General features: G+C 72.0%; 21 protein-coding genes. 14 read left to right on the top strand and 7 right to left on the bottom strand.

From position 1 onward, the window contains the following. Positions 1-417 precede the first annotated feature (417 nt). From OG622_RS12020 to OG622_RS11985, 8 genes are all read left to right on the top strand, one after another. The gene (locus OG622_RS12020) at positions 418-1,764 is read left to right on the top strand and encodes a radical SAM protein (protein WP_371584072.1); all 1,347 of its coding nucleotides are present in this window, start codon (positions 418-420) and stop codon (positions 1,762-1,764) included. A 215-nt stretch (positions 1,765-1,979) separates the two neighbouring features. Beyond that, a complete protein-coding gene (locus tag OG622_RS12015) occupies positions 1,980-3,497 on the top strand; it encodes a cellulose binding domain-containing protein (protein ID WP_371575625.1) in 1,518 nt (505 codons plus the stop codon). Positions 3,498-3,758: 261 nt separating this feature from the next. Then, entirely contained in the window at positions 3,759-4,973 is a 1,215-nt protein-coding gene (locus tag OG622_RS12010) for a cytochrome P450 (RefSeq protein ID WP_371575623.1), read from the top strand. 159 nt (positions 4,974-5,132) lie between these two features. Continuing rightward, positions 5,133-5,273 carry a hypothetical protein gene (locus OG622_RS12005; RefSeq protein ID WP_371575621.1) on the top strand — a complete coding sequence of 47 codons (141 nt, stop codon included), beginning with the start codon at positions 5,133-5,135 and terminating at the stop codon, positions 5,271-5,273. Further along, positions 5,270-5,527 (top strand): hypothetical protein, encoded by a 258-nt coding sequence (locus tag OG622_RS12000; protein WP_371575619.1) that lies wholly within the window; start codon positions 5,270-5,272, stop codon positions 5,525-5,527. The genes OG622_RS12005 and OG622_RS12000 overlap by 4 nt, the downstream gene beginning before the upstream one ends. A gap of 261 nt (positions 5,528-5,788) precedes the next feature. After that, positions 5,789-6,976, top strand: a complete 1,188-nt coding sequence (gene rsgA, locus OG622_RS11995) for a ribosome small subunit-dependent GTPase A (RefSeq protein WP_371575617.1) — start codon at positions 5,789-5,791, stop codon at positions 6,974-6,976. Positions 6,977-7,157: 181 nt separating this feature from the next. After that, the gene (locus tag OG622_RS11990) at positions 7,158-8,609 is read left to right on the top strand and encodes a bifunctional transcriptional activator/DNA repair enzyme AdaA (RefSeq protein WP_371575615.1); all 1,452 of its coding nucleotides are present in this window, start codon (positions 7,158-7,160) and stop codon (positions 8,607-8,609) included. Next, positions 8,606-9,100: a methylated-DNA--[protein]-cysteine S-methyltransferase gene (locus OG622_RS11985; protein WP_371575613.1), complete on the top strand. Its 495-nt coding sequence runs from the start codon at positions 8,606-8,608 to the stop codon at positions 9,098-9,100. The genes OG622_RS11990 and OG622_RS11985 overlap by 4 nt, the downstream gene beginning before the upstream one ends. On the opposite strand, the gene OG622_RS11980 is transcribed toward OG622_RS11985, so the two are convergent. The 3 genes from OG622_RS11980 to OG622_RS11970 form a co-directional block, all read right to left on the bottom strand. Further along, the gene (locus OG622_RS11980) at positions 9,101-9,253 is read right to left on the bottom strand and encodes a hypothetical protein (RefSeq protein WP_371575611.1); all 153 of its coding nucleotides are present in this window, start codon (positions 9,251-9,253) and stop codon (positions 9,101-9,103) included. Between the two features lie 323 nt (positions 9,254-9,576). Further along, entirely contained in the window at positions 9,577-10,059 is a 483-nt protein-coding gene (locus OG622_RS11975) for a DUF456 domain-containing protein (protein WP_371575610.1), read from the bottom strand. A 595-nt stretch (positions 10,060-10,654) separates the two neighbouring features. Further along, a complete protein-coding gene (locus tag OG622_RS11970) occupies positions 10,655-11,044 on the bottom strand; it encodes a hypothetical protein (protein ID WP_371575608.1) in 390 nt (129 codons plus the stop codon). A gap of 721 nt (positions 11,045-11,765) precedes the next feature. Here OG622_RS11970 and OG622_RS11965 point away from each other — a divergent pair. Then, positions 11,766-12,950: a protein phosphatase 2C domain-containing protein gene (locus tag OG622_RS11965; protein ID WP_371575606.1), complete on the top strand. Its 1,185-nt coding sequence runs from the start codon at positions 11,766-11,768 to the stop codon at positions 12,948-12,950. A 505-nt stretch (positions 12,951-13,455) separates the two neighbouring features. Further along, on the top strand, positions 13,456-13,884 hold the full coding sequence (locus OG622_RS11960; RefSeq protein WP_371575604.1) for an ATP-binding protein: 429 nt from the start codon (positions 13,456-13,458) through the stop codon (positions 13,882-13,884). A 230-nt stretch (positions 13,885-14,114) separates the two neighbouring features. Here the strand turns inward: OG622_RS11960 and OG622_RS11955 are convergent, their stop codons facing one another. Both OG622_RS11955 and OG622_RS11950 read right to left on the bottom strand, forming a co-directional pair. Beyond that, positions 14,115-15,170: a DUF2637 domain-containing protein gene (locus OG622_RS11955; RefSeq protein WP_371575602.1), complete on the bottom strand. Its 1,056-nt coding sequence runs from the start codon at positions 15,168-15,170 to the stop codon at positions 14,115-14,117. A 336-nt stretch (positions 15,171-15,506) separates the two neighbouring features. Continuing rightward, positions 15,507-16,370: a (2Fe-2S)-binding protein gene (locus tag OG622_RS11950; RefSeq protein ID WP_371575600.1), complete on the bottom strand. Its 864-nt coding sequence runs from the start codon at positions 16,368-16,370 to the stop codon at positions 15,507-15,509. A 195-nt stretch (positions 16,371-16,565) separates the two neighbouring features. On the opposite strand from OG622_RS11950, the gene OG622_RS11945 reads away from it, so the two are divergent. Continuing rightward, positions 16,566-17,417: a GntR family transcriptional regulator gene (locus tag OG622_RS11945; protein WP_371575598.1), complete on the top strand. Its 852-nt coding sequence runs from the start codon at positions 16,566-16,568 to the stop codon at positions 17,415-17,417. Positions 17,418-17,593: 176 nt separating this feature from the next. Here the strand turns inward: OG622_RS11945 and OG622_RS11940 are convergent, their stop codons facing one another. Both OG622_RS11940 and OG622_RS11935 read right to left on the bottom strand, forming a co-directional pair. Then, the gene (locus OG622_RS11940) at positions 17,594-18,370 is read right to left on the bottom strand and encodes a hypothetical protein (protein ID WP_371575596.1); all 777 of its coding nucleotides are present in this window, start codon (positions 18,368-18,370) and stop codon (positions 17,594-17,596) included. A gap of 151 nt (positions 18,371-18,521) precedes the next feature. Continuing rightward, on the bottom strand, positions 18,522-20,207 hold the full coding sequence (locus OG622_RS11935) for a PucR family transcriptional regulator (protein WP_371575594.1): 1,686 nt from the start codon (positions 20,205-20,207) through the stop codon (positions 18,522-18,524). Between the two features lie 342 nt (positions 20,208-20,549). Here OG622_RS11935 and OG622_RS11930 point away from each other — a divergent pair, with 342 nt between their 5' ends. From OG622_RS11930 to OG622_RS11920, 3 genes are read left to right on the top strand one after another with little or no spacing between them, the layout of a single operon-like run. Next, positions 20,550-21,437 (top strand): xanthine dehydrogenase family protein subunit M, encoded by an 888-nt coding sequence (locus OG622_RS11930; RefSeq protein WP_371575592.1) that lies wholly within the window; start codon positions 20,550-20,552, stop codon positions 21,435-21,437. After that, the gene (locus OG622_RS11925) at positions 21,437-22,039 is read left to right on the top strand and encodes a (2Fe-2S)-binding protein (RefSeq protein ID WP_371575591.1); all 603 of its coding nucleotides are present in this window, start codon (positions 21,437-21,439) and stop codon (positions 22,037-22,039) included. Before OG622_RS11930 ends, OG622_RS11925 begins: the two co-directional genes overlap by 1 nt. Before the next feature lie 3 nt (positions 22,040-22,042). Continuing rightward, a complete protein-coding gene (locus OG622_RS11920; RefSeq protein ID WP_371575589.1) occupies positions 22,043-24,430 on the top strand; it encodes a xanthine dehydrogenase family protein molybdopterin-binding subunit in 2,388 nt (795 codons plus the stop codon). Positions 24,431-24,634 lie beyond the last annotated feature (204 nt).

The following is a 24,634-nucleotide window of genomic DNA, read 5'->3' as shown; positions in this document are numbered from 1 at the left end:
GCGTCCGCGGACATGGAGGGACTGACGCCGTCCTGGTGCGGCGGACGCTGCCTAGCCTGCTTGCCGCCCACCCGGGTGAGGTGAAGACGGGGCATGCCCACAGCCGCCTGCGTCACGAGGGCGCATCGACGAAGAATCGCCACGCGGCGCTCTCGCCGCCGAGCCTGGCCGCCGACGCCCGGCGGGGCCTTCGGGGGCGGCACCGCGACCTACATGGCCGACCTCCGCTCCTCCACACCGCGGCCTGCCCGCTTCTCCGTCCTCACACCCCGTGCCCCGCGCAACGGGGGCGCGGGCCGTCGCGCGCCCCGCCGAGGGCCCCCGCTCCCACCTCCGCGCGGGCGGAGGCATACCGTGAGGAGGCGAACAATGACGACGGACGACCTCTCACATGACGTCGGGAGCGAGGAGAACGGGATGGGCAGCCGCACCGCACTGGTGGAGGACCTGATGGAGAGGTTCCCGGGCGTGCCACGGGAAGCCGTCTTCAAGGAGGACCTGCTCAGGGGTGGTGTGGCCTTCGACGCCTCCGCGCTGAGCGACAACGAGAAGGGCGACATCAAGCCGAAGTCGTACTTCATCTTCTCCTTCGACCACAGCACCCTCCCCGAGCTCGGCGAGGCCGCGCTGCGGCGGCCGCCGGAGGAGATCATCCTCACGGGTGGTCCGTACGACCTGCGCCGCACCGTCGTCTCCGTTCGCGTGAACCCGTCGTCGCCGTACCGCGTCGCCGCCGACGAGGAGGGCGTGCTCGGCCTCTACCTCGACGGCAAGCGCATCGCCGACGTCGGTGTGCCGCCGATGCCGGAGTACTACAAGCACAAGCTCTCCAACGGGAAGTCCGTCATGGAGGTCGCCCCCACCATCCAGTGGGGCTACCTCATCTATCTGACCGTCTTCCGGGTCTGCCAGTACTTCGGCGCCAAGGAGGAGTGCCAGTACTGCGACATCAACCACAACTGGCGCCAGCACAAGGCCGCCGGTCGCCCGTACACAGGTGTCAAGGACGTCGAGGAGGTCCTCGAAGCCCTGGAGATCATCGACCGGTACGACACCGCGAAGACCTCCACCGCCTACACCCTCACCGGCGGCGCGATCACCAAGACGGTGGCCGGACGCGACGAGGCCGATTTCTACGGCCACTACGCCAAGGCCATCGAGGAGCGCTTCCCGGGCCGCTGGATCGGCAAGGTCGTCGCCCAGGCGCTGCCGCGCGACGACGTGCAGCGCTTCAAGGACTACGGCGTGCAGATCTACCACCCCAACTACGAGGTGTGGGACGAGTACCTCTTCAAGCTCCACTGCCCCGGCAAGGAGCGCTACGTCGGCCGCGACGAGTGGCACAAGCGGATCCTCGACTCGGCGGAGATCTTCGGCGCGCGCAATGTGATCCCCAACTTCGTGGCGGGCGTGGAGATGGCCGAGCCCTTCGGCTTCAAGACGGTCGACGAGGCCATCGCGTCCACCACCGAGGGTCTGCGTTTCTTCATGTCGCAGGGCATCACGCCCCGCTTCACCACCTGGTGCCCCGAGCCGACCACCCCGCTCGGCAAGGCCAACCCGCAGGGCGCGCCGCTGGAGTACCACATCCGGCTGCTGCAGGCCTATCGCCAGACGATGGAGGACTTCGGTCTCTCCTCGCCCCCCGGATACGGCGAGCCCGGGCCCGGCCGCGCCGTCTTCTCCGTGAGCTCCTTCATGGACAGCCTCCCGGCCGTCGAGAAGAGCGCCTCGGAGACCGGCGAGGAGGTTTCCGCTCAGTAACTCCTGTGGCGGTTGAGTCGATCGGGGCCGGTGTACGTACAACTCCACAAGTGTGACCACTGGTAATCGCGTGGGAAGACGCGGCTTGTCAGTTGTGTGGGAACCGTGAAAAGCTCTGGGGCATTCGCAAGGTGGTCCCCCCAACTCCCTTGATTCAAAGGGCAGTTGACCACTTTTGCGGACTTCCCCCCTCGCTCTGTGGATGCAGGAGACCCATGCCTGACCTGCCGAAGCCTCAGGACGCCGCCGAGGCCGCGCTGTTTTCGGAATGCTGGGACGCGGTCCTGTCGTACGCCGACCTCTGCACGTCCGGTTCGACCGCGGCGACCCAACTGGCCACCGAGGCCTTCACGAACGGTATGCACGAGGCGCGCGCCCTGGAGTTCGACGCGTGGGGCGAACGCGGCGCCGGACGGCGTTCCCTGCGGCTGCCTCGAATACCGTTCCTCCTGACCTGGGTCAGGACCAGCGCCGCGACCTGGGAGGAGGGCGGCCAGGGCCACCGGCTCGACCCCGACCTGCGCCTCTGGCTCAACTCGGACAGGGCCGCGCGCTACACCGGCCCACCGCTGCACCGCCCCCTCGCCCTGCGTGCCCTGCGGGACATGCAGGAACCCGACGCGGCGCTGCTGTGGCTGGCCGAGGTCGAATCGCTGCCGCTGGGCTCGGTGGCCCGCCGACTCGGCCTCGACCCGGAGGTCGCCAGGAGCGAACTCGACCAGGTACGGGCGCTGTTCAGGGACCGCTGCCACCGCAGCCAGATCGACATGCCCATGAACCCCGACTGCCGCAGCTACACCCGGCTGCTGGACGCGGTCACCCGCTCGCCCGGCACCGACACCCCTGACGACCTGTCACGGCACCTCGCCACCTGCGTGGAGTGCGCCGAGGCCGCGGCCTGCCTCGGCCTGCACGGCGGCGGCCTGCCCGCCGCGCTCGCCGGCGGAGTGATCGGCTGGAGCGGACTCGCCTACCTGGAGCGCCGTCGCCGCGCGGCCGACGCCGGGATGCTCCCCGGGCGCGCGGACGCCTCCGGCAGCGACCGGGGACTCTCGCCGGGCAGGGAGCCCAAACCCCGGTTCGGCCGCAACGGGCTGCTCGTCGGAGCCGGCCTCGTCTCCGTGCTGGCGCTCGCCGTCTCCCTCATGCCCTTCGGCGAGGACGACACGGCCGCCGACGGCACGTCCGCCGGAGACTCGGCGGTGGTCCAGCGCGACCCACGGTCCCCGGTGACCCTGCCACCGTCCGGCGACGGGTCCGGACTGCAGAGCACGACCCGGCCCCAGGCGACCGGTTCCGGCGACGAGGACGACAAGGGAGAGAGCGGCAACAGCAACGAGGAGCCCCAGGGCGACTCCTCGACGCCGGCCCGCGTCTCCCACAAGCCGGTCGGCCCCGGCAAGTCGCCCGACGCCACCTGCCACGTCCGCTACCAGATCGTCAACGAATGGCCGGGCGGCTTCCAGGCCGCCCTCACCGTCACCTCCGCCAAGGCCGTCGACAGCTGGCACGTCGGCTGGACCTACGCCGCCGACCAGCGCGTCACCCAGATGTGGGACGGCGCCTTCGACCAGAACGGCTCCCAGGTCGCCGTCACCGCCGCCGACTACAACAAGACCGTCGCCGCGGGCGGCACCTTCGGCGTCGGCTTCCTCGGCATCTGGCAGGGCTTCGACAACCCCGACCCCGTGGACTTCACGCTCAACGGCAGGCCCTGCGAGCAGGGGGACTGAGCCCCGGCGGCGAGTGAACCCATCCGTCCGCCGGGGGCCATGAGCCCCCGTCGGGTGGGGCCACGAGCACCGCGGCCGTTCCGGGCTGACCCCGGGTCCGAAAGCATCGGCGTCCGAAAGCATCGGCGTCCGAAACGCGTCGGCGTCCGAAACGCGTCGGCGTCCGAGAGCGCGGGTGTCCACCGGCAACCCGGCGGGCTTCCGCGACGGTTCGCCGCCTATCTTGATCGAACTGCGGGCGCGCGACCGTAACATGGGGTTATGGGCACTCCCACCTCGCTGTTGCGGGCCTTTCGGCCTCAAGTACAAGAGCGTCTCTACGACTTCTACGAAGAGCTGAGAAGCGCCGACGATCTCTTCTGGGACCGCACCCTGGGCGCCTGGGTCGCGACCGGGCACGCGGTGGTCGGCAAGGCCACCGGCGACCCGGGGCTGTCCTCGGTGCGCTATCCCGACATCGAGGCCGTCCCCGAGGAACTGCGGCCGCTGGCCCGGGTCCTGAGCCGGCAGATGCTCTACAGCGACGCCCCCGACCACTCCCGGCTGCGCGCCCTGATCAGCAGGGCCTTCGCTCCCCGGGCAGTGGAGACCCTCCGCGCCCCGATCTTCGAAGCCGTCGACCGGATCATCACCCGCGCGGCGCCGACCGGGCGGATGGACATCGTCGCGGACCTCGCCCGGCCCCTGCCTCTCACCATCATCTGCGACCTCCTCGACGTACCGCAGGAGGACCGCCCCGCCCTCTCCGCCTGGTCCGAGCCGATCGCCGAGGCCATAGGCAACTCCCGGCTGGACGCCGACCGCAACCGCGAGGCCTCGCAGAGCATGACGGACATGCTCGCCTACTTCCGCGAACTCCTCACCCGCCATGACACCCCGCCGGCCCCCCACACCCTGCGCGCCCTGGTGACCGCCCAGGCCGGGAACTCCGACCAGGACCTCGACGAACTCCTCGCCAACTGCGCCCTGCTCCTGATCGCGGGTCACGAGACCACCACCCACTTCATCGGCAACGCCACACTCGCCCTGCTCCGCCACCCGCACGCGGCCGACCAGCTGCGCCGCCGGCCCGATCTGATGCCCGCCGCAGTCGAGGAACTCCTGCGCTACGACGCCCCGGTACAGCTGATGCTGCGCCGGGCGCGGCACGATCTGGACCTGGCGGGCCGCACCATCGCCGAAGGGCAGACGGTGCTCCTGGTGTGCGGCGCCGCCAACCGGGATCCGGCCGTGTTCCCCGATCCCCATGTGCTGGACTTCGAGCGGCCCGGCGGACGCCACATGGCGTTCGGACACGGCCCGCACTTCTGCCTCGGCGCCGCGTTGGCCCGGCTGGAAGGCGCGATCGTGCTGGAAGCACTCCTCACCCGGCTCCCCGGCCTACGGCTCGACGGCACCGCGCCGCAGTGGCAGCGCAGCCTCAACTTCCGCGGTCTCACCCGCCTGGACGTCGCCTTCACCCCGCCTACGGACTGATGCGGGCAAAGACGATCAGGCGAGCAGGCGAGCAGGCGACCACCGAGGGTCGGCTCGCGGCACCTCGGCCGTCGCGGGCCGGTTTCCATTAGCCGGACTGTAGTGCCACTTCAGAAAATCTCGCTTGTCGTGAAGCCCCACTGCACAGATGATCGGGCCATGAACGAAAGCGACGAGCTGTGGCGGACGACCGCCGACACCGGCACGTACCGCGCCGGGACGGGCACCCTGCCGGTATGTGCCCACGGGCTGGTCGACCACGAGGCGGGCGGCGGCGAAGGCCGGGGTCAGGGCCGGTGATCCGGGCCGAGGAGGTCGTCGTCGCCGCCATCGGCTGGGGCGGAGCAGGGCTGTTGCTCACCGCGTACGCGATGGCGTCGACCGAACGGATCCACGCCGGAGGCCGGGCCTTCCAACTGCTGAACCTGTTCGGCGCCGCCGCCCTGACCGTCAACTCCGGATACCACCAGGCCTGGCCCTCCGCGCTGCTCAACACCGCCTGGATCGTCATCGGCCTGGCCGCACTCACCCGCCGCCCACCCCGGCTCCCGTGACCGCGTACCGGCGGGTGTGCCGTAATGCGATGGCGTCGAGACGCGCGTACCTCTAAGGTCGTGGTGTTCGAGCGGCAACCCGGGGTTGCCGCAGGTGACTCGGCTTGGTTCGGGAGGTGTGACCGATGGCTGTCTCTGAGATGGGCGCTGCCCGCATCCGGAAGTACATCAAGTCCACTCCCGTGGCCTCCGGCTGATCTCTCCTTCTTCTCCCGCGCCTGTGAGCGCGGTGCCGGGGCCACCCTTGTGAAGGGTCACCCCTTGTCTTTCTCTTCTCTCCCGGGTTCGTCCTCCTCTTCTCTCCCGGGTTTGTCCTCGTCTGCTTCGCATCCGCTCGTGCCGTACGGCTGGGACGCGGGCTGGGAGGCCGAGTTCGCTCCGTATGCCGGGCAGGGTCTGCTGCCCGGTCGGGTCGTCCGGGTCGACCGTGGCCTGTGTGACGTCGTCACTCCGGCGGGCACCGTCCGCGCCGACACCGAGTTCGTCGTGCCCCGTGACCCGATGAAGGTCGTGTGCACGGGGGACTGGGTCGCCGTCGACCCTGCGGACAGCGACCCGTGCTACGTGCAGACACTTCTGCCGCGCCGTACCGCCTTCGTACGCTCGACCTCGTCCAAGCGCTCCGAGGGCCAGGTACTGGCCACCAACATCGATTACGTCGTCATCTGTGTGTCGCTCGCGGTCGAACTGGACCTCGGGCGGATCGAACGGTTCCTGGCGCTGGCCATGTCCGGTTCGGGTGGTGAGGCCCCGCTGCACGCGTCGGCACTCTCCTGGGAGTCCGGGGCGCGGCCGGTGGTCGTGCTCACCAAGGCCGACCTCGTGCCGGACGCGGTCACGCTGGGGCATCTGGTGCAGGACGTGGAGACCGTCGCGCCCGGCGTCGCCGTGCTGCCGGTCAGCTCCGCGCTCGGTGAGGGCCTCGACGTCCTCGCCGCGGTGCTCTCCGGCGGCACCTCCGTACTGCTCGGGCAGTCCGGCGCCGGCAAGTCGACCCTCGCCAACGCGCTGCTCGGCGAGGACGTCATGGACGTCCAGGCCATCCGCGACGCGGACGGCAAGGGACGGCACACCACGACGACCCGCAACCTCCTCGCCCTGCCCGGCGGCGGAGTCCTCATCGACACACCCGGCCTGCGCGGCGTCGGCCTCTGGGACGCCGAGAGCGGGGTCGGGCAGGTCTTCTCCGAGATCGAGGAACTCGCCGCGGACTGCCGTTTCCACGACTGCGCGCACATCGCCGAGCCCGGCTGCGCGGTCCTCGGCGCGGTCGAGTCCGGTGAACTGTCCGAGCGACGCCTCGACAGCTACCGCAAGCTGCTCCGCGAGAACCAGCGGATCGTCGCGAAGAGCGACGCGCGGGTCCGGGCCGAGATCCGCAAGGACTGGAAGCGGAAGGGAGCGGAGGGGCGCGCGGCGATGGAGGCGAAGCGGGGTGGGCGCCGCTGATTTCCGGCTGCGGGCCGGTGGGGGCTGATCGCGCGGCTCCCCTCGCCACTGGAGAAGCAGGGCTTCACCCCCGCTTCTCCAGTGGCCTTTCCAGTGGCCTTTCAAATGGCCCTTCCAGTGGCGAAGCGTCGTGTCCGAATCCCGCCAGCCGCGGCGGTCCGCATGGTCGACACTTGATGTCATGAAGGACGAGGACACCAGGTACGAGGCCGTGCGCAGCAGGGACGCGCGGTTCGACGGGGAGTTCTTCTTCGCCGTCGGGACGACCGGGATCTACTGTCGGCCGAGCTGCCCGGCGGTGACGCCCAAACGGGAGAACGTCCGCTTCTACGGAACCGCGGCCGCCGCCCAGGGCGCCGGATTCCGGGCCTGCCGACGGTGTCGCCCGGACGCCGTGCCCGGGTCGGCCGAGTGGAACGTGCGCGCGGACGCCGTGGGCCGGGCCATGCGGCTCATCGCGGACGGTGTCGTCGACCGGGAGGGCGTCGCCGGCCTGGCCGTGCGGCTGGGATACAGCGCACGCCAGGTCCAGCGGCAGCTGACCGCAGAGGTCGGCGCCGGGCCCGTCGCCCTGGCCCGCGTCCAGCGGGCCCACACCGCCCGTGTCCTTCTGCAGACCACCGCCCTCCCGGTCACCCAGATCGCCTTCGCGTCCGGCTTCGCCAGCGTGCGCCAGTTCAACGACACGATCAGGGCGGTGTACGCCATGACGCCGAGCGCCCTGCGCGCCGGGGCGCCCCGGCGCTCCGCCGGGTCGCCGACCGCCGGAATCCCGCTCCGGCTCGCGTACCGGGGCGCGTGCCAGTCCACCGCGCTCTTCGACGTCCTCACCGCCGAGGCCGTCACCGGCGTCGAGGAGATGACCGGCGGGCGCGGCCACCGCGTCTACCGGCGCACCCTCCGCCTTCCGTACGGCACCGGCATCGCCGAGGTCGACGAACGGCCGCCGAGCGGACGGCCGCGCGCGGTGTCGTCCCCGGCCCGGCACGCGGCCCCGCATCCCGGCGGCTGGCTCGACGCCCGGCTCCATCTCACCGACCCCCGGGATCTCACCACCGCCGTGCAGAGGCTGCGGCGACTGTTCGATCTGGACGCCGATCCGTACGCCGTGGACGAGCGCCTCGGGGAGGACGCGCGACTCGCCCCGCTCGTCGCCGCCAGGCCGGGGCTGCGCTCGCCGGGGGCGGCCGATCCGGAGGAGTTCGCGGTACGGGCGCTCGTGGGCCGCGAGGAGGCGGAACTGCTCGTGCGGGCGTACGGGAAGACGCTGGACGCCCCGCACGGGACGCTGACCCACCTGTTCCCCGAACCGGCCGCACTGGCCGGCGCGGGCGGCCCGCTCGGCGCCCTCGCCACCGCCCTCGCCGACGGCACCGTCCGCCTCGACGTGGGCGCGGACCGTGACGACACCGAGGCCGCACTGCTCGCGCTGCCGGGCCTGGACGCCCGTACCGTCGCGGAGATCCGCACCCGCGCCCTCGGCGACCCGGACGTGGCACCGCCGGACGAGTCCGTGCCGGACACCTGGCGGCCATGGCGGTCGTACGCCCTCCAACACCTACAGACGCAGGCACAGGCACAGGCAGAGACGCAGGCGCAGGCGCAGGCACAGAAACAGGGAGTTCAGTCGTGACCACCGAGCAAGGCACCTACTACACCGTCGTCGACAGCCCCGCCGGGCAACTCCTCCTCACCGCCGACGAGTTCGGCGCACTCACCTCCCTCTCCGTACCCGAGCAGAAGGGCGGCCGGGTGCCGTCGGCGGGCTGGCTGCGCGACCCGGCGCCCTTCCGGGCGGCCGAGGAGCAGCTCGCGGCCTACTTCGCCGGTGAACTCAAGGAATTCCAACTGGAGTTGCGCGGCGAAGGCACCGACTTCCGGCGGCGGGTCTGGGCCGCGCTCGACGACGTCCCGTACGGCGCGACCACCACGTACGGGGCCATCGCCGCCCGTATCGGGGCGCCCCGGGCCGCCGTCCGGGCAGTGGGCGGTGCGATCGGCGCGAACCCCCTCCTCATCCTCCGCCCCTGCCACCGGGTGATCGGCGCGAACGGCGCCCTCACGGGGTACGCCGGCGGCCTCGACCGCAAGCGCCTCCTCCTGGGGCTGGAGGGTGCGCTCTAGCTATGGCTGGGCCGGGAGGAAGAAGCCGGTGATGTCGGCGAGGCCCTCGTCCTCGTGGTGGCGGGCGGCGCTGATGGCGGTCGACGCAGTCTCGTCCTGCCCGCCGAGCCGGGGACACCCTCGTGCTGCCTCTCCGCAGCTGTCTCTTGGCATCAATCAACCAGTGCGGCCAACGCTGTGAGGGCGCGTGCACGGGGCCGCCGCGTCTTCGACGCGGTCGACCACTTCGACCGGGCCGTCCGCGACCCCCGCCCGCCGTACAGGATCCGCCCCGCCCGCCCACGACCCCGGCGATCACCTGCACTCGACGACGCGGGCATGCGCGCCCCGGCCGACGCGATCGACCTGTCCGGCGTGACTCCCTGCAGCGACGCGATCGAGCCGTCCGAGATTTCCCCAGAGGCCGAGCGTTCCACCTCCGGCCGGAACCTCGAGCCGGATCCGGCGGATCCGGCGTCTCAGCGTTTCGGCCCGTCTCAGCCCCCGAACACCACACCCACCCACGCCCCCGCCACCAGCAGGCACGCGAAGAGCTCCGCCAGGACGCTCGACCCGCCCGAGCGCATCGCCGTGCGTGTGGCGGCCTTCGCCGCGTCGGGGCGGCCCAGGCGGAGCCGCTCGGAGAGGTAGATGCCGGCGACGAAGCCGGGGATCGCGCCGAGCGCGGGGAGGAGGCAGAAACCGAGGAGGGCGCCGGAACCGGCGTACACGCCCATTCGGGGGGTGGCGCCGCTCTCCGCCAGGCGCCTGGGCGGCAGGGACCAGCGGACCGCCCAGGACGCGAGCAGTACGACGGTGGCACCCACCAGCACCCACCAGGCGGCGGGCCGCGGGTCCTCCAGCGCCCACCACATGACCCCGGCCCATACGAGCCAGGACCCCGGCACGCCGGGCACCAGCACTCCGCACAGGCCGAGCAGCAGTACCACCGCGACCAGCAGGAGTTCCCACGCTCCCATCTGCCCAGAGTGCCGGATCGCGCGAGAATGCGCAGGTCAGTGGTGTCAGTCCCGAGTCATCCAGGCCGGGCCCGCTCGTACGCGTGCCGGCCGGGCCGCAGCCGGGTCCCGATCGCCCGGCGGGAGACGAGGCCCTCCCTGCCGAGCCCTTCCGGCGCACTGCCACACCACCTCGGCACATCATCACCGCACCGCGCATCGCGTCCCGCCGATGGGGTGGGGCCCCACAGCGGAATCCCAGGAACATGCCGCACACTCGGGCCGACCGGTCCACGCGCCCGCACCGCGCCCCGGTCACCCCGGCGCCGCCGGGCGGTTTCTCCTGTGGGGGGTGGCGCCGCCCGGCGGTCTCCTCCGGCGTTCTCGGAGGGAGATGGTCTCTTCCGGCGCCCTCGGAAGGGCCCGCGCATTCGGCCGGACCCCACCGATCCCTCGACTCCCTTGTCCCGCTTGTCTCGCACCGGAGTTCGACGAGTAGTCCGACACGCCGTGCGATCGTCGGCTCTGCGAGCCGATTTTCCGGATGCCCCGTTTTCATACGGCTCCTGAGGTGGACAATTAGGGGCATGAGCCAGCAGGGGGAGAGGCCCACCGGTCACGAGGACGACTGGTGGCGGCAGTTGTACGACGACACCAACGGGGACGCGGGCCCCTCGGTCGCGGCCGATTCCCTCGATGACCGCTTCGCCTCGGCGGCGGACACGGTCGGGAAGCCGCCGACGACTCCGGCAACACCGGCCGATCCGACGAGCCCGCCGGGAGTGCCGGATACGCCGGGTGCGACCCATCCGGCGAGCGCGCCGGGTGCCTGGAGGGCCGTACCCGGTACGTCGGGCGCCTGGGCAGCCGTGCCGGGTACGTCGGCCGCGTCGGGTGGCGGGCCCGTCAGGAGGCCCGACAGGAGGCCGGAGGGATCGGGCGCCGGGCCGAACGCCACGAGCGGACCACGCGCGACCCCGCAGACCTCGGGCCCGGCCCCGAGCACCCCGGGGCCCCTCTCGGACAGGGTGCCTCCGCAGGGGTCACCCGGCGGACCCAGGGGTTGGGGAGGCCTGAGCGAACCAGACGGACCCGGCGAGCAGAGCGGATCCGGCGGATCCGGCGGACCTGAAGGGCGCGACGGGCGGGACGAGTCGAACGGGCGGGACGGGCAAGACGGGCCGGGCCGCCAGAGCGATCTCGGCGGACCCGGCGGACCCGGTGGCCTCCACGATCAAGGCAGGCAGGAGGAACGAGGCGACCAGCAGGACTACCCCCTGGTTCCCCCCTCCGCCCCCACCTCGTTCACGGGCCCCGCCTTTTCTCCCACCCCTTTGACTCCTCCCGGTCCCACTTCTCCTCCTGTCCCCGCCTCTCCTCCCCGTCCCGCCTCTCCTCCCCGTCCCGCCTCTCCTCCTGCCCCCGCGTCTCCACCCGGTCGCACCCCGTTCACCGACCCCACGCCTTCATCTCCTCCAGACCGCACTCCTCCCTTCGCCCCCGCCTCAGACCTCCTCCGCCGCAGCGGTCTCGCCCCGCAGCCCGCGCCCTGGGAGCCGCCGCCGGTCCAGCCGGCGGGGCCGGTGACCTTTCCGCCCGGGCCCACTCCGCCGGGCTTCCGCACGGCCGCGCCCTGGCGACGCCCGCCCGCGCAGCGATCCACGGGCGGGGTACCCGCCGTGAGGCCCGCGACGGACACACCGTCTGCTTCCGGCGGCAGGCCACCCATGGACGGGTCTCCCGTCGGTACGCCCCCACACGACGCGGTCCGCGGCGGTACACCCCCGCTGGACGCGTCCCCCAGCGGTACACCGGCCCCGCCCGCCCTGCCGTCCTCCTCGGCACCCGGCGCCGCCGCCGAACCGTCCGACGCCCGGCCCCCCACCCAGCTCGACCCGCTCACCCTCCAGGCGCGGGAGGTCACCCTGGTCACCGGGGATCAACGCGTGCGGGTCGAGTACGTGGGGTCCGGACCGCCCACGTATGACGCGGAGCCGACCGCGCTGCCGCCGGCGGACCCGGAGGATCTGGGGGATCTGGTCGCGGACACGGTGCTGGACGGCGCGCGCTACGGGGCGTGCACGCTGCGTGCCGCGTCGGTGCGCGGCGACTCGGCGCGCTACCGGGGCGAGCCGCGCCGGGATTCGCTCCTGACCGCCCGCTTCGGCTTGGGCGAACAGGCGCTCGTACTGGTGGCCATGGCGACCGGCGCCCGGGCCACGCCGGGTGCGCACCGCGCGGCGGCGGAGGCGTGCCGGTGGATCGGGCGGGCCGTCGGGCTCAGCCACGCACGGCTGGTGGAGGACATCCGCGCGGCCCGGCGCGGCGACCTCAAGTCCGGGCTGCACCGGCTCACCGACCGCAGTCTCGGCAAACTGCGCGCCAGCGCGGTCGAACAGGGGCTCGACCCGGAGGAGTACACGGCGAGTCTGCGCTGTCTGCTGATCCCGGCCGACCCCCGGTGCCGTACGCGCGTGTTCTTCGGGGTCGGCGCCGGGGGACTGTTCCGGCTGCGGGACGGGGAGTGGCAGGACATAGAGCCCCGGGTCACCGACGCGGCGGGCGCGCCGGTGCTCGGCTTCGGCTCGCTGCCGCACGAGACCCCCGACGGTGACCGCCTCACCATGGACCTCGGCATCACGACGCCCCCGAGCCCGTACGAACCCGCCTCCGCACCACCCCGGGAACCGTTCCGCTTCCGTGCCTCCGTGGCCCGGGAGGAGGATGTCCTGCTTCTGTGCACCGGCGGGTTGGCCGAACCGTTGCGGGGGGAGGCCCCGCTCGCCGAGCATCTGGCGACGCGCTGGGGAGCCGCCGAGCCACCCGGCCTCGCCGCCTTCCTCGCCGACGCCCAGGTCAGGGTCAAGGGCTACACGGACGACCGTACGGCCGCCGCCGTGTGGGAGGCCTGACGGCGGCTGCCCGTGGGACGGGGAGGGGCGTCAATCAGCCGCGCTCTGCCGCACGTTGGCCTGTACCGGCGCAGGATTCCGGCCAATCAACATCATCGGGACGGGCGGCCCGTCCGAGGCTCGGAACGCGGCGCGCGCACGGAAGTCGTGTCCCGATGGCACACGGCCGGATCGGCAGCCCCGCGTGGGCAGTTGGGCCCGACCGCGGCGATCGGGGGAGGGCGCCCGGAGCGGGGAGGGGTGCCGGGTTCGTTGCGCTGTGCGGTGGTTTCGTGGGCCGGGAAGCGCTGTCACACGGTACCGACAGCTGGCTTGACTCTGTGCGTTTGAGAGCGTACGGAGGGTCGTTGACGATTCGACATGAGTGCCGCGATCCGGACGGGGCATGGATCCCCGTGTACGTGTTCGGAACAGGAGGGGAATCGTCATCGGCGCGTGGGCGGGGGTCATGAAGAGGCAGGCACGAGGAGGCGGTCCCATTGCGATAGGGGCCTCCTCGGCAGAGGTGGCGGAGGAAGTAGCCGGCGACTCGACGGACAGGGCCGGTGCCGAAGAGCTGAAACGCAGACTCGGGCGGGCGGACCTGAGGGCGGTGCCCGAGGCCCGCAGGGCCCTGCGGGAGCTGCTGCGGCAATGGGGGCGGCCGGGAAGATCGGAGATTGCGGAACTGCTGACGAGCGAGCTGGTCACCAACGCGCTCATTCACACCGACCACGACGCGGTGCTGACCGCCACCGTCTCACCGTGCGGACTCCACGTGGAGGTCCGGGACTTCGTGGGGCGCAGACCCAAACCGAGGGTGCCGAACGCCGACGACAGCACCCATGGGCGCGGCCTCTTCCTCGTCCAGGCCCTCGCCGACGCCTGGGGGGTACGGACGCACGGGGTCGGCAAGTCGGTGTGGTTCGACCTCGACGGCGGACTGACGCAGTGACACCCGGCGCCCGTCGAACAGGGCGCCGACCATGAGGCCGACCGCGAGGCCGGACGTCGGGCCGGACATGAGGCCGAACGTGACACGGCTGCGAACCGGACCGTGAATCGTACGCGAGACGGATCGCGAAATGGACGGCGAAATGGACGGCGAAACGGACGGCGAAACGGACGGCGAAACGGACAGGGGCGCGGCTTGTGCCGCGCCCCTGTCCGATGTGTGGCTCGTGATCAGCCGAACTGCTGCTCCAGGTCCTTGAGCTTGCGCTCCAGGGAGTCGAGCCGCGGCAGGGCCATGGTGTCGTCCTCGGCGGTGAGGTCGACGGTGAGCGACTTGTCAGCGTTGCGTACGGGCTGCAGGGAGGGACGGGAGCGCACGGGCAGCTGCTCCGGTGTCGATATGGCAGGCTCCGAGCCGACCTGGGCCGCCGGGACGCGCTCCACGGTGGTGTCCACCTGGCGCCCGCCACCGCCACCGCCGCCACGACCGGGCAGACCGGTCCGGTGGCCCCGGCTGATGGCCTTGAGGTGGGCGCGCTCCAGACGCTCCTGCTCACGCTTGCGCGTACGGCTCTCGGCCTTGATGCGCTTGTCCTCGCGTACCTCGTCCACGGCCTCGTCCAGGCTGCGCACACCCTCCAGAAGCATCAGCGACCAGGCCTTGTACGTCTCACGCGGGGCCCGCATCCAGCGGACGACACGGATCTGCGGCAGCGGACGCGGCACGAGGCCCTGCTCGCGCAGCGCGGCCCGGCGGGTCTGCTTCAGCGCGCGGTCGAAGAGCACCGCGGCGGACATGGACATGCCTGCGAAGAACTGCGGGGCGCCGTCGTGGCCGAGACCCCTGGGCGCGTGCACCCAGTTGAACCAGGCCGCCGCACCGGCGAACGTCCAGACGAGTATCCGCGAGCCGAGGGCCGCGTCACCGTGGCTGGCCTCGCGCACCGCGAGCACCGAGCAGAACATGGCGGCGCCGTCCAGGCCGAACGGAACCAGGTACTGCCACCCGTTGGTGAGGCCCAGGTTCTGCTCGCCGAAGCCGACCAGGCCGCGGAAGGAGAGCGCGGCGGCCACCGCGGCACAGCAGAAGAGGAGGATGTAGGAGGCCGTGCCGTAGAGGGCCTCCTTGCGCCTGCGGCGCTCCTCACTGCGCTCCCACGAATCCTCGGTCTTCGCGTGCTCCCCGGCGCGCTTGCCGCGCGCGAGCACCGCAACCGCCGCCAGCATGCCCAGGAGCAGTACGGCGCCCGGAAGCAGCCAGTTCAGCGATATGTCGGTCAATCTCATCAGGGGTCCCTTGCATTGGGATAGGGCGTAACGCCCGCCATAGTGGCCCAATCCTCGCGGCCCTCAGAGGGTTTCGGGGCAAGAGACCGCCAAAGAAGTGCAATGAGTGACGCCAGGCGGCATTCTGCTCGAACTACCGCGCGAGGGACGGGAGTAGAGTGCGAGTGAGATTACCCGTTCGAGTGGTTCCACGGAAAGTTCCTGAGGCAAGTGAGGAATTTGTGAACCACCTGTAACCGAACGAGGGTCCCAGCCGGAATTGATCTTACGGCACATGCCGCGGGCGATCGCCGGGGGGTCGCTCGGCGAGAAACCGCCTCGTCCCGAGAGGGTCCGTCAACTGGCGGCGGCCGTCAGTTTGGTGATCCGGTCCGCCTCGCAGGTGCGCGGACAGGTGACGCAGGTGTCGTCCGGGGCCAGTGTGTAGAACATACAGCAGCTCGCCCGGTCCCGGGTGGGCAGCGACTCGCCGCCGGGGCCGGTCAGTTCGCGGAAGCCCGCGGCACCCACGTACGGCCGGGTCGCACCCGGCAGCAGCAGCTCCAGCTCGCGCCGGCAGCGCTCCTGCTCGTCGGCGCCCAGGAGTTCGGCGACATACCAGATCCCCTCGACGACCTCGTCGGTCGCCATGCCCCACAGCGCGCGCCCGCGCCGCCGCATCCGCGGACCGAAGCCGCCGAGAACCGGCTCTATGTGCTCGGCGAACGCCGCCCGTACCTCGGCCCGCAGCGCCTCCTCGTCCGGAACCACCCGGGCGCCCGGCGCGCCGGCCGCCGGATCGCCCGGCAGGCAGCTGAACGTTTCGCCGCGCACCACCAGTCGGCTCTGCTCGCGATGGAACGCCACCTGCCCGGCGGGGAACCGCGGCACCCGGCGCTCCAGGAACCAGGGGACCGTGAAGAGCAGGCAGGCGTACCAGGAGTACCGGTGCAGCCCGAAGGTCGCCACCACGTCCGGGCGGCCCTCGCGGCCGTGCTCCTGCCGTATCTGGGTCTCGTCCCACGCGAGGAACGCGTCGAGCTCGGCTCCGGCCGCCGCGAGCCCGGCGGCGGAGACCCATCCCTCGCCATCGGGCAATGGATCCATGGGAGAGAGTTCTGTCACGCTCACCATCGGCAGGACCTCGGTCAGACGCGCGTACGCGGCCGTCACGGGCGACGTGCGCGAAGTGGGGGCCGGTGCCGGAGCTGAGTGGGGCATACGGGGACCGCCGTTTCACCGTCGCTGTCAAGTAAGGCTTACCTTACCCGAGTGGTCGAGGTTTGAACTGAGGTCATGTGCGCCTATGGTGCTTTACGACCGGTAACAACCCCAGTAGTGACCTAAGCGCCCCCATGTACCCGGTCGGCCGCACTTTCGGTCCATTCGACACACGACTCGCTCGGAGGAGGACCCGTGGAGCAGGCCGGACCGCGCTCGCGCCAGGCCGCCGCCGCGAGTGCGCCGGACGTCACCGCCGCCCGTCCGGCGTCGGCCTACCGCGTCCCCATGCAGCCCGGAGTCGCGGACGTCGACCGGGAGCGGGGCATCGCGGCGGACGGCACCGCGGCCCGGGGCGAGCACACACACAGCGAGACGCCCATCCCGCTGCCGCGCACTCCGGAGCGCGCCGTCGTTCAGCGGGCCTCGGTGCGGGGGCAGATCCTCGACGCCCTGCGGGCCGCGCTCGCGGGTGGGGAGCTGACGCCGGGGGAGGTGTACTCGGCACCCGCGCTCGGTGACCAGTTCGGGGTCTCCGCGACTCCCGTGCGCGAGGCGATGCAGCAACTGGCCATCGAGGGCGCGATCGAGGTCGTGCCCAACCGGGGGTTCCGCGTCGTACGGCGGGGCGCCCGGGAGCTGGCCGAGCTCGCGGAGGTGCGGGCGCTGCTCCAGGTGCCGGTGATCATGCGGCTCGCGCGTACGTTGCCGGCGGACCGCTGGAGTGAGCTGCGACCGCTCGCCGACGAGACGGCTCGCGCGGCGTCCTCCGGGTGCCGGGCGACGTACGGGGAGGCGGACCGGGCCTTCCACCGCGGGGTGTTGGGGCTGGCCGGGAACGAGCAGCTGCTGCAGATCGCGGACGATCTCCACCGGCGTACGCAACTGCCTTTGGGCGTCGGCCGCCTGGGTGATGTGGGGAGTGGTGGCCGCGTCGAACTCATGGCCGACGCGGCGGAACACATCGCGTTGTTGGACGCGTTGATGGCGGACGACCTGGAAGCGGCCTGCTGTTTGGTGGAGAAGCATTTCGGCATGGTGGGCTGAGGTCGCGTTTTCGACTGCCGGTCGGCTGTGACTGGTCGCGCACTTCTCCGCGCCCCTGAAAGACGAAGACCCGGCCCCGCGGGCCGAAAGGCAAGGACGCGGCCCTGCTTGTCAGGGGCGCGGGAAACCGCGCGAACAGCCCCCGCGCGCCCGCGGACGAACAGCCTCCCGACCGGTCATGCCGTAGCGGCCGGTGGTGGTGCCAACTGCCGGGCCAGCCACGTCGGTACACCCCCCAGAAGACGGAACAGCCGCCCGGCCTCCTCGCGGAGCCGGGACGCCTCCGGTTCGGATTCGGTGTCGGCCAGGGAGACGAGCGCCGGAGCGGTACCGACGAGGTAGCCCAACTCCTCACGGATACGCAGCGATTCGGCGAAGCCGTGGCGGGCCTCGGCCAACTCGCCGTCGCGGAGGGCGAGTCCGGCGAGGTGGCGCCAGGTGGAGGACTGCAGGAGCAGGTCGTCGTGGGCGGTCGCGCCCGCGTGGGCCCGGCGGTACGCGGCACGGGCGGCCTGCGGGGAGCGGGCGAGGTTCTCGGCGAGGACACCCCGGCGGAAGTCCAGCAGGGCCCGGCCCGGCGCGCCGGGAGCGATCAGGGCCGCCGCCCGGCCGAGCGCGGCCCGCGCCTCGTCGGCGCGGTCGCGGACGTGGAGCAGCGTGGCCGCGTACGCCAGTTGGCCGCGCTCACAGGCCGCCGCGCCCCGCTCGTCGTCGGTCCGGGCCTGTGCCTCGGCCGTGCGCAGCGCGTCCTCGGCCTCCTCCCAGCCCTGCTCGGTGTAGAGACAGCGTTCGACGAGCAGCGCGGTCCGCTGCAGCGAGGCCTGTGGGGTGTCGGGCTCGATCAGGGCTGCCGCGTCGACCCAGCAGGCGCGTGAGCGCAGCCGCCATACCGCGGTCTGGAGTGGATCGTCACCAGCAGTCGTTCCGTTACCAGACATGGCGGTATGCGCCACGTTGCCCTCCCCGAGCACGCCCTTGAGCTTTGAGTGGTGGCCGCATCTCAGCACGGATTCCGGGGCCTGGCCAAGGGGGTGGGTGAAGGAATTCACAAAGTCATGGGGTTGCGGACGGCGCACTTCGATCTTCGTCCACCACCCCATGACCTCAGCTCATGCGCAGGGCCAGGAAGAAGTCCAGCTTGTCCTCCAGCCTGGAGAGGTCCCGGCTCGTCAACTGCTCGATGCGGCCCACCCGGTACCGCAACGTGTTGACGTGCAGGTGGAGCCGCGCGGCGCAGCGCGTCCAGGAGCCGTCGCTCTCCAGGAACGCCTCCAGGGTGGGGATCAGCTCGGCGCGGTGCCGGCGGTCGTAGTCCCGCAGCGGGTCGAGGAGACGGGCCGTGAAGGCGCGGCGCACGTCGTCGGGGACGAAGGGGAGGAGCAGCACGTGCGAGGCCAGTTCCTGGTGGCCGGCCGCGCACACCCGGCCGGAGCGGGCTGCCGCCACCCGGCGGGCGTGCCGGGCCTCCTCCAGGGCCCCGCGCAGGCCCTCCGCCGAGTGCACGGCCGCGCTGACGCCGAGGGTGAGCCGCCCGTCGTCGTCGAGACCGGCGGTCAGCGGGTCCCGTACGGCGGCGAGGAGGGTGTCGGCGTGGATGCCGGGCTCGGGGCCGTCGGGCTCCGAGGGGACCGCCGGGAGGGGGACGAGGGCGACGGCCTCCTCGCCCGTGTGGGCGACGGCGATCCGGTCCGAGGGCTCGGGGCCCGTCGCCCGGGGATCGACGAGGATCTCCTCAAGGAGCGACTGGGTGACCGGGCCGCTGTCGACCTCGCCGCCGTCCCACTCGACCCGGGCCACGACGATCTGCCAGTGCGGCGCCGACCCGAGGCCGGGCAGCAGCACCGGCGCGGCGACCCGCAGCCGGGCCGCGATCTCGGCCGGGGCCGCCCCCGCCTGCACCAGCTCCAGGACCTCCTGGGCGAGCCGGCGCCGTACCGTACGGGCCGCGTCGCGCCGGTCGCGCTCGATCGCGATCAGCTGGGTGACGCCGTACAGCAGGTCGAGCCGCTCGGCGGGCCAGTCCCCGGCGTCGGCCTCGACCGCGAGGAGCCAGTCGGACAGTACGGTCGCGCGCACGTCATGGGCGGCGGCCCCGCCGGGGCCCGTGCTCCGGCCCGCGCCGCCGATCGGGAAGAGCGAGTACGTCGTGGTGCCGACGGCCACGCGGTGCGGTCCGAGCCGCCCCGTGCGCGTCGCCGCCAGATGTTCGGCGGACAGGCGCGCGCACAGCTCGGCGGGCAGGGCGGGCCCGGCGAGCTTGGGGCCCGCGACGAGCCGGCCGGCGGGGGAGAGCACCCAGGCGCGGAGGTCCAGGTCGGAGCCGAGCAGGTCCAGGACGACGTCCGGGCCGCCGCCCGCCGGGCCGGAGGTCATCATCCGGCGGTGCCGGTCCACCACGGCCGCCAGATCCCCGGCGCGCTCGCCGGAGACCTGCCGTACGACGTGCTCGGTGATGGTCGCGAAGGCCACCGACTCGTTGACCGCGAAGAGCGGGATCCGGTGCCGGGCGCAGGCCACCACGAGGTCCTCCGGGATGTCGCCCAGCTCGGCCTCCCCGGCCGCCAGCGCGGTGACCCCGGCGCCGGCCAGGAGCCGTACGAAGGGCTCGGAGTCGGCCGCGTCACGGCGCCACGCGAGGCCCGTGAGCACCAGCTCGCCGCCGGAGAGATAGCGGCTGGGGTCCCTGAGGTCGGTGGTCATCACACCGCGCACGGTGCGGTCCAGCTCGTCCCCGCCGCCGAGCAGCCGCAGACCCAGCGCGTCGGTGTCCAGCAGTGCGCGCAGGCGCATTCTCGTCGCCGCCGTTCTTGTCTAGAAAACAACGTTCGGTTCGCCCGGGGAGCGTGCCCGTGACTTCCGGAGGAGGGTGGTCGTGAAGGCCGGGGGCCCGTGTGTGTACTGGATGTTTCCAGCCGAAAACGAAGAGGTTGCTGAGGGCCTCCGTTCATACGAATCTACAAGATGCGCCCCTTGGCCAGCCAACTCCTTCATGTTTTCCGTGACTGACCGGGGTGGGGGAGCGCGCTGTGTACTGAAGCTCGACACACGTGAACAGCCCATGAACGAGCCGGGCCCGCCGCACACGATCTGGCTCAAAGAGAACGACACAAGACGAAGAAGAGAGCCGGTCAGATGGACTTCCTTCGCCCCGCCAGCTGGGAGGAGGCGCTCGCCGCGAAGGCCGAGCACCCCACCGCTGTGCCGATCGCCGGCGGCACCGATGTGATGGTCGAGATCAACTTCGACCACCGTCGGCCCGAGTATCTGCTCGACCTGAACCGCATCGGCGAACTCTTCGAGTGGGAGGTCGGCGAGGAATCGGTTCGCGTCGGCGCGTCGGTCCCGTACACCCAGATCATGGAGAACCTCCGTACCGAGCTGCCCGGCCTCGCCCTGGCCTCGCACACGGTCGCCTCCCCGCAGATCCGCAACCGCGGCGGCGTCGGCGGCAACCTCGGCACAGCCTCCCCGGCGGGCGACGCCCACCCGGCCCTCCTCGCGGCGGGCGCCCAGGTCGAGGCCGAGTCCGTACGGGGCACCCGGCTCATCCCCATCGACGACTTCTACACCGGCGTCAAGCGCAACGCCCTCGCGCCGGACGAGCTGATCCGCGCGGTGCGCGTCGCGAAGGCGGACGGCCCGCAGCAGTACTCGAAGGTCGGCACCCGGAACGCCATGGTCATCGCCGTGTGCGCCTTCGGGCTCGCCCTGCACCCGTCGTCGCGGACCGTCCGGACCGGCATCGGCTCGGCCGCGCCGACCCCCGTCCGGGCCAAGGCCGCCGAGGAGTTCCTGAACGCCGCGCTCGACGAGGGCGGCTTCTGGGACAACGGCAGGATCATCACCCCGTCGGTCGCCAAGCAGTTCGCCGACCTGTGCGCCGGCGCCTGCAACCCGATCGACGACGTCCGCGGCACCGCGAGCTACCGCCGCCACGCGGTCGGCGTCATGGCCCGCCGCACGCTGATGTGGACCTGGGAGTCGTACCGCGGCACCGCCGCCACGGAGGGAGCTGCGTAATGCGCGTCAATTTCACGGTCAACGGCCGTCCGCAGGAAGCCGACGACGTCTGGGAGGGCGAGTCCCTGCTGTACGTGCTGAGGGAGCGGCTGGGACTTCCGGGTTCGAAGAACGCCTGTGAGCAGGGCGAGTGCGGGTCGTGCACCGTCCGGCTGGACGGCGTGCCCGTGTGCTCCTGTCTGGTCGCCGCCGGACAGGTGGAGGGCCGCGAGGTCGTCACCGTCGAAGGGCTGGCGGATTTCGCCAAGCAGCGGGCGGAGCACGGCGGTTGTGCGTCGGGAGCGTGCGGTACGGCTGGTACGGGCGGGACCTCGCTCGACGCTGCCAGGCAGTGGGCAGCACGGGGGGCCGACTCACAGACCGGCGAAGGGGTGGAACTCGCCCCGATCCAGCAGGCGTTCATCGACGCCGGCGCCGTCCAGTGCGGCTTCTGCACGCCGGGGCTGCTCGTCGCCGCCGACGAGATGCTGGAGCGCACCCCCAACCCGAGCGACGCGGACATCCGCGAGGCGCTGTCGGGCAACCTGTGCCGCTGCACCGGCTACGAGACGATCATGGACGCGGTCCGTCTCGCGGCCGCCCGGCAGTCCGAAGGGGTCTGAATCATGGCAACCACCGGCCTGCCCACCAACATCACCCAGGGCTCCCGCACCAGGGGCGGCATCGGCGAGTCGACGCTCCGCCCGGACGGCACCCTGAAGGTCACCGGCGAGTTCGCGTACTCGTCCGACGTGTGGCACGAGGACATGCTCTGGGGTCAGATCCTGCGCTCCCCGGTCGCCCACGCCGAGATCGTCTCCATCGACACCGCCGAGGCCCTCGCCACTCCCGGCGTCTACGCCGTCATGACCTACGACGACCTGCCGACCGAGGTGCGGAACTACGGCCTGGAGATCCAGGACACCCCCGTTCTCGCCCACGGAAAGGTCCGCCACCACGGCGAGCCCGTCGCGATCGTCGCCGCCGACCACCCGGAGACCGCGCGCCGCGCCGCCGCCAAGATCAAGGTGGAGTACCGCGAACTCCCGGTCATCACCGACGAGGCCTCGGCGACCGCGCCGGACGCGCTCCTCATCCACGAGGGCCGCGACGACCACCACAGCGGGCATGTCGCTCACCCGAACATCGTCCACCGCCAGCCGATCGTCCGCGGCGACGTGGCGGCGGCCCGGGAGCGAGCCGATGTGATCGTCGAGGGCGAGTACGTCTTCGGCATGCAGGACCAGGCCTTCCTCGGACCGGAGTCCGGGCTCGCCGTGCCCGCAGAGGACGGCGGCGTCGACCTCTACGTCGCCACCCAGTGGCTGCACGCCGACCTGAGCCAGATCGCGCCCGTCCTCGGCCTGCCCGAGGACAAGGTACGGATGACGCTGGCCGGCGTCGGCGGCGCCTTCGGCGGTCGCGAGGACCTGTCGATGCAGATCCACGCCTGCCTGCTCGCACTCCGCACCGGCAAGCCGGTGAAGATCGTTTTCAACCGTTTCGAGTCCTTCTTCGGCCACGTCCACCGCCACCCCGCGAAGCTGTACTACGAGCACGGGGCGACGCGCGACGGCAAACTCACCCACCTCAAGGCCCGCATCGTCCTGGACGGCGGCGCGTACGCGTCCTCCTCCCCGGCCGTCGTCGGCAACGCCGCCTCGCTCGGCGCGGGCCCGTACGTCATCGAGGACGTCGAGATAGAGGCCATCGCCCTCTACACCAACAACCCGCCCTGCGGCGCGATGCGCGGCTTCGGCGCGGTCCAGGCGTGCTTCGCGTACGAGGCACAGATGGACAAGCTGGCGGCGAAGCTCGGCATGGACCCGGTGGAGCTCCGGCAGATCAACGCCATGGAGCAGGGCACCCTCCTGCCGACCGGCCAGGCCGTCGACTCCCCGGCCCCGGTCGCCGAACTCCTGCGCCGCGTCAAGGCGATGCCCCTGCCGCCCGAGCAGCAGTGGCTCGCGGCGGGGGAGGCGGCGGACGTACGGCAGCTGCCGGGCGGCCTGTCCAACACCACGCACGGCGAGGGCGTCGTCCGGGGAGTCGGCTACGCGGTCGGCATCAAGAACGTCGGCTTCTCCGAGGGCTTCGACGACTACTCGACCGCCCGCGTCCGGATGGAGGTGGTGGGCGGCGAACCCGTCGCCACCGTCCACACGGCCATGGCGGAGGTCGGCCAGGGCGGCATCACCGTCCACGCCCAGATCGCCCGTACCGAGCTGGGTGTCACCCAGGTGACCATCAACCCGGCGAACACACAGGTGGGTTCGGCCGGTTCGACCTCCGCGTCCCGCCAGACGTACGTCACGGGCGGCGCCGTCAAGAACAGCTGCGAGCTGGTCCGGGAGCAGGTCCTTGAGCTCGGCCGCCGCAGGTTCGGCACGTACCACCCCGCCTGGGCGACCGCCGAACTCCTCCTGGAGGGCGGCAAGGTCGTCACCGACGCCGGTGAGGTCCTGGCGGACCTGGTGGACGTCCTCGGCGACGACGCCGTCGAGGTCGAGGCGGAGTGGCGGCACCGGCCGACCGAGCCCTTCGACCTCCGGACCGGGCAGGGCTTCGGCCACGTCCAGTACTCCTTCGCCGCACACCGCGCGGTCGTCGAGGTCGACACCGAGCTGGGCATGGTCAAGGTCGTCGAACTGGCCTGCGCACAGGACGTCGGCAAGGCCCTCAACCCGCTCTCCGTGGTGGGCCAGATCCAGGGCGGCACGACGCAGGGCCTCGGCATCGCGGTGATGGAGGAGATCGTCGTCGACCCGAAGACCGCGAAGGTCCGCAACCCCTCCTTCACGGACTACCTCATCCCCACGATCCTCGACACGCCGACCATCCCCGTCGACGTGCTCGAACTCGCCGACGACCACGCGCCGTACGGGCTGCGCGGTGTCGGTGAGGCGCCCACCCTGTCGTCGACTCCGGCCGTGCTCGCGGCGATCAGGAACGCGACGGGGCTGGAGCTGAACAGGACGCCGGTACGCCCGGAACACCTGACGGGTACGGCGTAGGTCGGTCGGGGCGCGGATGAGCTCGGGGGGTTCGGTTCGTCGGCGGGTGCGGGTGCGGGTGCGTCGTGGTCGCTCGCGCAGTTCCCCGCGCCCCTGAAAGCCCAGGCCCTGCGGGCCTGAAAAGCAAGGGGCGCAGCCCCTGCTTTTCAGGGGCGCGGGGAACTGCGCGAGAAGCCCCACCGGACCCGCACCCGCCGACGAACC

Source organism: Streptomyces sp. NBC_01314 (genome assembly GCF_041435215.1).
GTDB lineage: Bacteria > Actinomycetota > Actinomycetes > Streptomycetales > Streptomycetaceae > Streptomyces.
Note: the sequence above shows the minus strand (reverse complement) of the source record. Positions and strands in the feature narration are given on the sequence as shown.